Source organism: Lacticaseibacillus porcinae (assembly GCF_003946305.1).
Taxonomy (GTDB): Bacteria; Bacillota; Bacilli; order Lactobacillales; family Lactobacillaceae; genus Lacticaseibacillus; species Lacticaseibacillus porcinae.
Map to the genome: position 1 here is coordinate 1 of NZ_RHNS01000029.1, position 7694 is coordinate 7694.

Below are 7694 nucleotides of genomic sequence, written 5' to 3' on the forward strand. Positions count from 1 at the left end.
TATGGAGGATTAGCTCAGTTGGGAGAGCGTCTGCCTTACAAGCAGAGGGTCACAGGTTCGAGCCCTGTATCCTCCATTTTTTATTCTTACGGTTCCATGGTCTAGTTGGTTAGGACGCCTGCCTGTCACGCAGGAGATCACGAGTTCGAGTCTCGTTGGAACCGTACCGGCTGCGCTCACTTTACGGTGAGCGCTTTTTGTTTACTTGAATAGGAGGGTTTGTTGATGCCAAATTCAAAACCAGTCAAAGTGGCCTTGAGCTGGCTACAAATCGTGTTGCTGCCGATGCTGTATATGTGGTCAGCAGGCATTCAATGGTCGGTGGGCTTGGTGGCCACGTTGTTGTTTGCGCTGAGTTTAGCAGGCGCGCGCAGTGGTGAAAACTTAAATTGGTGGTTGATCGCCGCCACGGTTTTTGGCGTTGTTGCTGCAAGTGTTCAGTGGTGGTTATTGCCGGTTATTTTAGCACAAGTGGTATATGGTGCTTTGATCAATAGTCAAAAATTATCTCAACCACTGGAAATCACCCTTTGGACGATCAGCGTGTTCTTTGCGCAAATGGTGGTGTTGTATCAATTAATGCATGGCACGACTTGGCAATTACTGTTGTTATTGGCAGTCCTATTGTTGCCACAAATCGTCAGTGTTTGGGCGGATCGCTTGCCACTTTGGTTGGGACTGTTGTTATTGGTCGTGATCGCGGTGGTTGGCTACTTCAGCGGTCAGTTGACCTTGATCGCAGCTGGTGCGTTAGTGGTGATCAATGCAGCTACGTCGACTCGTGTGGTTAAAATCAATGCCAGCTTGCAAGCTCTTGCATCGGTATTGATCGGTGTTATTTTCATCTTGTCGCGCTTACACGGGTGATTTGTTTCCAGCAACGTGTTATGCTAGAAATGTTGCAATCGACTTCCCGATGGGGTCCACTGGTTGGACATGCCTTGTAACCGAAAAATTTTAGGGGGAAACATAACATGCAGGAACGTCACTTATTTACGTCGGAGTCTGTTTCAGAAGGCCATCCCGACAAAATCGCTGATCAAATCAGCGATGCGATTTTAGATGCCATTTTAACTGAAGACCCACAAGCGCATGTGGCTTGTGAAACCACTGTAACCACTGGTTTGGTTTTAGTTGTTGGCGAAATCTCCACCACAGCGTATGTCGACATTCAAAAAATCGTGCGTGACACGATCCGCGAAATCGGCTACACCAAAGAATCTGGCTTTGATCCTGATTCTGTTGGGGTATTGACTGCCCTTGACGAACAATCACCAGATATTGCCTTAGGCGTCAACGATTCTTACGAAGCTAAAGAAGGCCAAACCGACCCATTAGATAAAATTGGTGCCGGTGATCAAGGGATGATGTTTGGTTATGCGATCAACGAAACCAAAGAACTCATGCCATTACCAATTTTGCTGTCACATCAATTGATGCAAAAAATTGCCAAACTCCGCAAAGATGGCGACATCACTTATTTGCGACCTGATGCCAAAGCCCAAGTCACAGTCGAATATGACGACAACGAAAAGCCTGTTCGCGTCGACACCGTGGTGGTTTCCACGCAACATGATCCAGACGTCACTTTGGATCAGATCCGCAAAGACATTGAAGCACAAGTGATTCGTGCGGTGATCCCAGCTAACTTGTTAGATGACCAAACCAAGATCTACGTGAACCCAACTGGTCGCTTTGTTTTAGGGGGCCCACAAGCTGATTCAGGTTTAACCGGACGTAAGATCATTGTCGACACTTACGGTGGCTTTGCCCGTCATGGTGGTGGTTGCTTCTCTGGTAAAGATGCCACCAAAGTTGACCGCTCTGCTTCTTACGCGGCCCGCTACATCGCCAAAAACGCTGTGGCTGCCGGCTTAGCAGATAAGCTTGAAGTGCAATTGGCTTATGCGATCGGCGTTGCCCAACCAGTTTCCGTTTCGGTGAACTGCTTTGGTACCAACAAAATCGCTGAAGAAAAGATCCAACAAGCGATTCGCGAAAACTTCGACCTGCGCCCTGCAGGTATCATTAAAATGTTGAACTTACGTCGCCCGATTTACAAACAAACTGCGGCGTATGGTCATTTTGGACGTACAGATGTTGATCTGCCTTGGGAACACCTTGATAAAGTTGAGGCGTTGGCCAAGTACTTAGATTAAACGAGTAAAAGAGGCGTCCATCACCCGAAGCGGTGGTGGATGTTTTTTTATGGCTTAAATGAAGACTATTTGGAGGTAGTATGCAGAAGAAACAAACCAATGTCGTGGTGGTGACGATCGCGATTTTTATTGCGACATTTATGACTGCCGTTGAAGGGACCATTGTGGCCACCGCGTTGCCGACCATTGTTGGGGAATTGCATGGCGTGGCGATGATGAACTGGATCATTTCCATTTATTTATTGACCAACGCGATGGCGACGCCGATTTTTGGGAAGTTGGCGGATCGCATCGGCCGCAAACCAGTATTTCTAGTGGGGTTAGCGATTTTCATTACTGGTTCATTCTTATCAGGGATGTCGAATTCAATGCCGATGTTGATCGTGATGCGTGCGATCCAAGGCGTCGGCGCCGGTGCGATTATGCCGGTGACCTTTACCATCATTGCTGATATTTATCCTTTTGAAAAACGCGCCAAAGTCCTGGGCTTCAACGGCTCTGCATGGGGGATCGCCGCATTAGTCGCGCCGCTTCTTGGGGGCTTCATCGTGGAAAAACTTTCCTGGCATTGGATCTACTTTATCAATGTGCCGATCGGGTTGCTGTGTATGGTATTAGTCGGTGGATTCTTGTTTGAATCTCGCACCCCAACCAAAGCGGCGATCGATTATGTCGGTACGGTGTGGTTAGTGGCGAGCTTGGTATTATTGTTGCTCGGCTTTCAAAGTTTATCTGCCAGCCATGGCGTGGTGAAGTTGGTCGGCTTCTTGATCGCAGCCGGCGTGTGCTTATGGTTATTTGTCAAAGCAGAGCACAAAGCAGTGGATCCGATCATCGATTTAAGCTTGTTTAATGAACGGGCATTTGTGATCACCAACTTGATCGCAGCGTTGATCTCAGGATTTGTGATCGGGTATGAAACTTATATGCCGATGTGGGTCCAAGGGATCTTAGGGATGAGTGCGACCTTTGGTGGATTTGCCATTACCCCAAGTTCGTTGATGTGGATCGTCGGCTCATTTGTTGCCGGAAGGTTGCTCGTGATCTCCACTCCAAAGAAAATCATGACTATGTCGCTAGTTGTGTTGCTGATCGGCAGTATTTTGTTGGCACTGGTGCCCCAAGCCTTTCCTTATTGGGGCTTCTTGTTGATCGCGTGCTTAACAGGTTTTGGTTTCGGGAATGTGATCACCACGACGACTGTCCGCGCACAAGCAGTAGTCCCAAAAGATATGGTCGGAGTGGCAACTAGTTTCAATACGTTAAGTCGCACCCTTGGCCAAACAATCATGGTATCTGTGTATGGGGTGGTGTTGAACCTACGCTTAGCCCAAGGCGTTGCAGGCGATCACAAGTTAAATGCTGATATGTTTAATGCGTTGATCGACCCTAACAAAGCAAGCAGCTTATCTGCCAGTGTCTTGCCAAGTTTGCGGCATATTCTATACACTGGGATCCATGGATTGTACTGGTGTACAGTGATTACCGTAATTTTAGCTTTGATCGCCAATTATTTTGATCATGATGGTCAACTCACGGCATAATAAAAGGCCCTCGATGAGGGCCTTTTATTATGCTTCAGATTGAATTTTTGGCCACCACAGATATGCCAGTACGCAGATTCCAAACAAGGCTAGCAGCCAACCAGCCGCAACATCAGTGGGGTAATGGACTTGCACATAAATGCGCGAAATCCCAGTCAAAACGATCATGATTCCAGAAACAATGCGAATGGGCCAGACCCATTTGTGAGGTAGTGACCAAATCATGGTTAAAATAATCAAACTCCCATATAACAACATCGCGCCTGCTGAGTGACCACTAGGAAATGAGAAACCACCGGCTGTTGTCAACGGATGAATGCTAGGATCGGCGATAAATGGCCGCGGACGCTGCAGCCACTGTTTGATCACATGATTGATCCCAGACATCACCGCGACGTTGCTAAGGACAAACAACGCTTGATAAGGGCGCTTTTGCCACCATAACAACAGCGCGAATCCTGCGGCAATGATGGTGACACTTAACGGATCGCCTAACGTGGTGATCACCAATAAAATTGCAGTTAACCAACTAGGTCGCGTGTGACAAATGAGATTGATGAGCGGTTGATCAAAGTAGGTTAGCCAGCTAGCATGAAGACATACGCCAACAATTAATGGCAACGCACCAAGTAAGGCGATGATGGCAATGGGGATGAAAGCTTTAGGACGCCGAGCAATCGGCGTGATCATTTTATTTTTCATAGAAGTAATCCTAGCATAGATTAGGCCCTAAGGCTTGTCAGAAACGTTAAGTTTTGCTATTATTGACCCAATATCAAACGAACAAGGGACTAGTAATCCAGCTACGGGATCACAGAAAACAAGCGGGTAATGTGAGCTTGGCGAAGTAGTAGACGAACTCACCTTTTGCGTTGTCGGCGTGAACTTAGTAGCGCCGCCCGGCTGGCCCGTTATCCCTTACAAGCGCTGCATTTGCAGAACTTAGGTGGTACCGCGGTGAAAGCCGTCCTAACTTTTTAGGGCGGCTTTTTGTATTCTTTGCTCAGTTTGGTTAACTCTAGGAGGCAATTTTGATGGTATACGATCACAAGGCGATCGAGAAAAAGTGGCAGAAGTATTGGGCTGAACATAACGAGTTCAACACCACCACTGACCCCGATAAAAAGAATTTTTATGCGTTGGACATGTTCCCATATCCGTCAGGCCAAGGCTTGCATGTGGGGCATCCAGAAGGCTATACAGCCACAGATATTACCGCCCGCATGAAGCGGATGCAAGGCTTTAACGTCTTGCATCCCATGGGTTGGGATGCGTTTGGCTTGCCAGCTGAACAATACGCCTTGAACACCGGCCATAACCCCCGGGAATTCACCAAGAAAAACATTGAAAACTTCAAACGTCAAATCAACTCCTTAGGTTTCTCTTATGACTGGAACCGCGAATTGTCGACGACTGATCCCAACTACTACAAGTGGACCCAATGGATCTTCGAACAACTGTACAAGCATGGTTTAGCTTATGAAGCTGAGATCCCAGTTAACTGGAGTCCAGATCTTGGTACCGTGGTCGCTAACGAAGAAGTCATCGACGGCAAAACTGAACGTGGCGGCTTCCCTGTCATCCGCAAACCGATGCGTCAATGGATGTTGAAGATCACCGCTTATGCTGACAAGTTGTTGGCCGACCTTGATGATTTGGATTGGCCTGAAAACATCAAACAAATGCAACGCAACTGGATCGGACGTTCTGTCGGTGCGCAAGTGACCTTTAAAGTCGCTGACTCTGACAAGTCTTTTGACATTTTCACCACCCGTCCAGATACGTTATTTGGGGCGACTTACAGCGTCATGTCCCCAGAACATGACTTAGTGGACCAAATCACCACCCCTGAACAAAAAGCTGCCGTTGAAGCTTATAAAGCGGCGATCGAACACAAGTCTGACTTGGAACGTACCGACTTGAACAAAGATAAAACTGGGGTCTTCACTGGTGCGTATGCGATCAACCCGATCAACGGTGAAAAACTCCCAATTTGGATCTCTGATTATGTCTTAGCCACTTACGGGACTGGTGCCATCATGGCGGTTCCAGCGCATGATGATCGTGACTATGCTTTTGCTAAGAAGTTTGATTTGAAGATCATTCCTGTCATTGAAGGCGGCAACGTCGACGAAGAAGCATACACTGGCGACGGTGTGCACATCAACTCCGGCTTCTTAGACGGCTTGAACAAAGCGGATGCCATTGACAAGGCGATCGCATGGCTTGAAGAAAAAGGCGTCGGGGAAAAGCATGTCAACTACAAGTTGCGTGACTGGGTCTTTTCTCGTCAACGTTATTGGGGCGAACCAATTCCGGTGATTCACTGGGAAGATGGCGAAACCACATTGGTCCCAGAAGATCAATTGCCATTGATGTTGCCTGAAGAAGCAGACATCAAGCCTTCTGGTACTGGGGAATCCCCATTGGCTAACTTGGATGACTGGGTCAATGTTGTTGATGAAAATGGTCGCAAAGGGAAGCGCGAAACCAACACCATGCCACAATGGGCTGGCTCGTCTTGGTACTTCTTACGTTTTGTGGATCCTCACAACAAAGAAGCCCTTGCTGACTACGACAAGCTCAAAGAATGGTTGCCAGTCAACTTGTACATCGGCGGTGCCGAACACGCGGTATTGCACTTGTTATATGCGCGCTTTTGGAACTTGTTCTTACATGACATTGGGGCCATTCCGAACAAAGAGCCTTTCCAAAAGTTGTACAACCAAGGGATGATCTTAGGCGACAACCACGAAAAAATGTCCAAGTCTAAAGGCAACGTGGTCAACCCTGATGATGTCGTTGAACAATACGGTGCCGATACCTTGCGCTTGTATGAAATGTTCATGGGCCCATTAGATGCAGGGATCGCTTGGAGCACCACTGGTTTAGCTGGTGCCCGGAAGTTCTTGGATCGCGTTTACCGCACGTTCATCGATGACAATGGTAAGATGCGTGATCACATTACCACCTTCAATGATGGCAAGCTTGACAAGGTTTACAACGAAACCGTCAAGAAAGTCACTGAAGACTTTGAAGACTTGCACTTTAACACGGCAATTTCGCAAATGATGGTCTTCATCAATGAAGCGCAAAAAGTCGATGTTTTGCCTTATGAATATGTGGAAGGCTTAGTCAAGATGTTGGCACCGATCGCCCCTCATTTGATGGAAGAGATCTGGAACAAGTTAGGTCACGATCACAGCTTAACTTATGCCTCATGGCCAACAGTTGATGAATCCAAGCTGGTGACGAAGCAATACACCTTGATGGTTCAAGTCAACGGGAAGCTGCGCGGTCACATTACCGTCGACGCTGACCTTGACAACGAAACGGCTAAGGCCAAAGCTAAAGAAATCGAAAATGTCGCGAAGTTCATCGCGGGTAAGACGATCGTTAAAGAAATCGTTGTTCCAAACAAAATCGTCAACATTGTTGTGAAATAAGTTTTATCAAGAAGTCAAGGCGCAGGCCTTGGCTTTTTGAGTGCTAGGACTAGACCAATACTGACTGCTTGCGAGTTTCAATTAGGTGCCCTTAACAAATCACAATTCTGCGTTACCATAGTCAGTGAGGAGGCTTCGAATTGAAAAAGACTTTAATTTCAATTGTTTGTTTCATCGGATTATGTGCGACCGGTGCCGTGCCAGTGCTTGCGGATTCAACGGTGCAAGTCGAGCCGTCGACGCCCACTTATTATTACTATGACCTCGCTTGGCAAAACGTATCTGGTAAGCTCAAGCACATCGGCTGGGTCGCACCAACGACACCAGCAAGTGACGCCACACAAGGTGATTACGTCCAAGGCACGATTTCACCACGTGGTAATGTCAATGGCCAACCAGCAGTGAATAAAACTCAAACCACACCAGTAGAATAAAATCGTGAGTCGTGTCAGTGATGGCACGATTTTTTTGTGCAGGCTTTAGCCTGGTACGCGCGGAAAACGCGCGTGCCTCAAAACCACCCGCTGTGCGGGTGGAGTCAAATA

Annotated in this window: 6 protein-coding genes, 2 tRNA genes and 1 riboswitch; of the genes, 7 read left to right on the plus strand and 1 reads right to left on the minus strand. The window is 47.5% G+C overall.

What is annotated here, in order from left to right:
- Window positions 1–3: 3 nt before the first annotated feature.
- The 5 genes from EKM92_RS13420 (at window position 4) to EKM92_RS13440 (ending at window position 3703) form a co-directional block, all read left to right on the plus strand.
- Window positions 4–76: transfer RNA gene (locus EKM92_RS13420), tRNA-Val, on the plus strand.
- A 14-nt stretch (window positions 77–90) separates the two neighbouring features.
- Window positions 91–164 (plus strand) — tRNA-Asp (locus tag EKM92_RS13425).
- A 61-nt stretch (window positions 165–225) separates the two neighbouring features.
- Window positions 226–867, plus strand: coding sequence for a hypothetical protein (locus tag EKM92_RS13430; RefSeq protein WP_125711489.1), 642 nt, complete (start codon window positions 226–228; stop codon window positions 865–867).
- Window positions 868–894: 27 nt separating this feature from the next.
- Window positions 895–977: riboswitch (SMK box riboswitch) on the plus strand.
- Complete coding sequence (gene metK / locus EKM92_RS13435; protein WP_125711490.1) at window positions 975–2159, plus strand: methionine adenosyltransferase; 1185 nt, start codon at window positions 975–977, stop codon at window positions 2157–2159. Its footprint overlaps the riboswitch before it by 3 nt.
- A gap of 80 nt (window positions 2160–2239) precedes the next feature.
- Complete coding sequence (locus EKM92_RS13440; protein WP_125711491.1) at window positions 2240–3703, plus strand: MDR family MFS transporter; 1464 nt, start codon at window positions 2240–2242, stop codon at window positions 3701–3703.
- A 27-nt stretch (window positions 3704–3730) separates the two neighbouring features.
- On the opposite strand, the gene EKM92_RS13445 is transcribed toward EKM92_RS13440, so the two are convergent.
- A complete protein-coding gene (locus EKM92_RS13445; RefSeq protein ID WP_125711492.1) occupies window positions 3731–4405 on the minus strand; it encodes a phosphatase PAP2 family protein in 675 nt (224 codons plus the stop codon).
- A gap of 332 nt (window positions 4406–4737) precedes the next feature.
- Between EKM92_RS13445 and leuS the strand changes: the two genes are divergently transcribed.
- Window positions 4738–7149: a leucine--tRNA ligase gene (gene leuS, locus EKM92_RS13450; RefSeq protein WP_125711493.1), complete on the plus strand. Its 2412-nt coding sequence runs from the start codon at window positions 4738–4740 to the stop codon at window positions 7147–7149.
- 140 nt (window positions 7150–7289) lie between these two features.
- On the plus strand, window positions 7290–7583 hold the full coding sequence (locus EKM92_RS13455; protein WP_125711494.1) for a hypothetical protein: 294 nt from the start codon (window positions 7290–7292) through the stop codon (window positions 7581–7583).
- Window positions 7584–7694 lie beyond the last annotated feature (111 nt).

Excerpts from the sequence above, each read along its gene's own strand:
- EKM92_RS13430 (WP_125711489.1), top strand. The coding sequence starts at position 226 with ATGCCAAATTCAAAACCAGTCAAAGTGGCCTTGAGCTGGCTACAAATC.
- metK (WP_125711490.1), top strand. The coding sequence starts at position 975 with ATGCAGGAACGTCACTTATTTACGTCGGAGTCTGTTTCAGAAGGCCAT.
- EKM92_RS13440 (WP_125711491.1), top strand. The coding sequence starts at position 2,240 with ATGCAGAAGAAACAAACCAATGTCGTGGTGGTGACGATCGCGATTTTT.
- EKM92_RS13445 (WP_125711492.1), bottom strand. The coding sequence starts at position 4,405 with ATGAAAAATAAAATGATCACGCCGATTGCTCGGCGTCCTAAAGCTTTC.
- leuS (WP_125711493.1), top strand. The coding sequence starts at position 4,738 with ATGGTATACGATCACAAGGCGATCGAGAAAAAGTGGCAGAAGTATTGG.